The sequence below is a fragment of the Alkalicoccobacillus porphyridii genome (genome assembly GCF_007293315.1).
Taxonomy (GTDB): Bacteria; Bacillota; Bacilli; order Bacillales; family Bacillaceae_D; genus Alkalicoccobacillus; species Alkalicoccobacillus porphyridii.
Genome location: NZ_VLXZ01000427.1, coordinates 1 through 234, shown reverse-complemented (window position 1 = coordinate 234; position 234 = coordinate 1). Strand labels below are relative to the sequence as shown.

Sequence of the window (234 nt, the reverse complement as noted above, 5' to 3'; positions counted from 1 at the left end):
TTCTTGCGAAGTTTATACCTTACGAGATACCGGTTCTACCCATTCTTTTATCTCTCCTGCTTGTGCTCAATGTTTAAACTTGTCTCCGGAGAAATTAGACTTTGACTTATCGGTTGAAACTCCGTTAGGAGAAACCTTCATTACATGTGCTATCCAAGTCTTGGATGAGAGTCACAATTTTGAATAATATTTCTATTGTTAATAAATTTGCTGACGTCTTCTCTAAAGACTTCC

Annotated in this window: 1 protein-coding gene; it reads left to right on the top strand. The window is 36.8% G+C overall.

Annotated elements, in window-relative coordinates; translation table 11 throughout:
• Window positions 1–187 (top strand): pepsin/retropepsin-like aspartic protease family protein (locus FN960_RS22990; protein WP_185971176.1); only part of this gene is annotated, 187 nt, incomplete at its 5' end.
• Window positions 188–234: the final 47 nt, after the last annotated feature.